The 555-nt window shown below is 35.1% G+C and carries 1 riboswitch.

The window, feature by feature from the left end:
• The first annotated feature begins 110 nt into the window (after positions 1-110).
• Positions 111-225, top strand: a riboswitch (SAM riboswitch).
• Positions 226-555 lie beyond the last annotated feature (330 nt).

Here is a 555-nt window from a genome sequence, read left to right on the forward strand (position 1 = left end):
GTTAAAGCAATAGTTTAACAAATTCACCTATAGTAGTTAAAAAATTAAGCGCTAATACTTGCGAGTATTAGCGCTTTGTCTTTTCTTTGCAGTGTTCCTATATTTATTGAAAGTTATCACGAAAGGCGGAGGGAAAGACCCAATGAAACCTTAGCAACCCTTTATCTTTAAAGAAGGTGCTACATTCTACTTTATACTGAATTCAGTATTTAAGATAGATAACACAAGAATACTTCTACAGTATTTCTCAACAATTTTCTTGACAACATATCGATATTTTTTTTAGAGCAGATCAACGGTGCATTTTAACCACGATCCTTCCTGCTGTACGCTATATCTATTGCGCCGAACACCGGCACAATAGGATGCCGCTTCCATCAGGGCTAAAGAGAAATAATAGTGAACTTTTAGAACTATTAATCAAAAGTAAAAATCCCAATTCCGATTGTGATTTACAAGAAATAAAAAGATATGTCCAACATTCACGAAGCCATTAAAAAAAACATACTCATCCTCGATGGAGCCATGGGAACCATGTTGCAGCGTTACAATTTC

This window comes from Clostridium vincentii (assembly GCF_002995745.1).
GTDB classification, from domain to species: Bacteria; Bacillota; Clostridia; order Clostridiales; family Clostridiaceae; genus Clostridium; species Clostridium vincentii.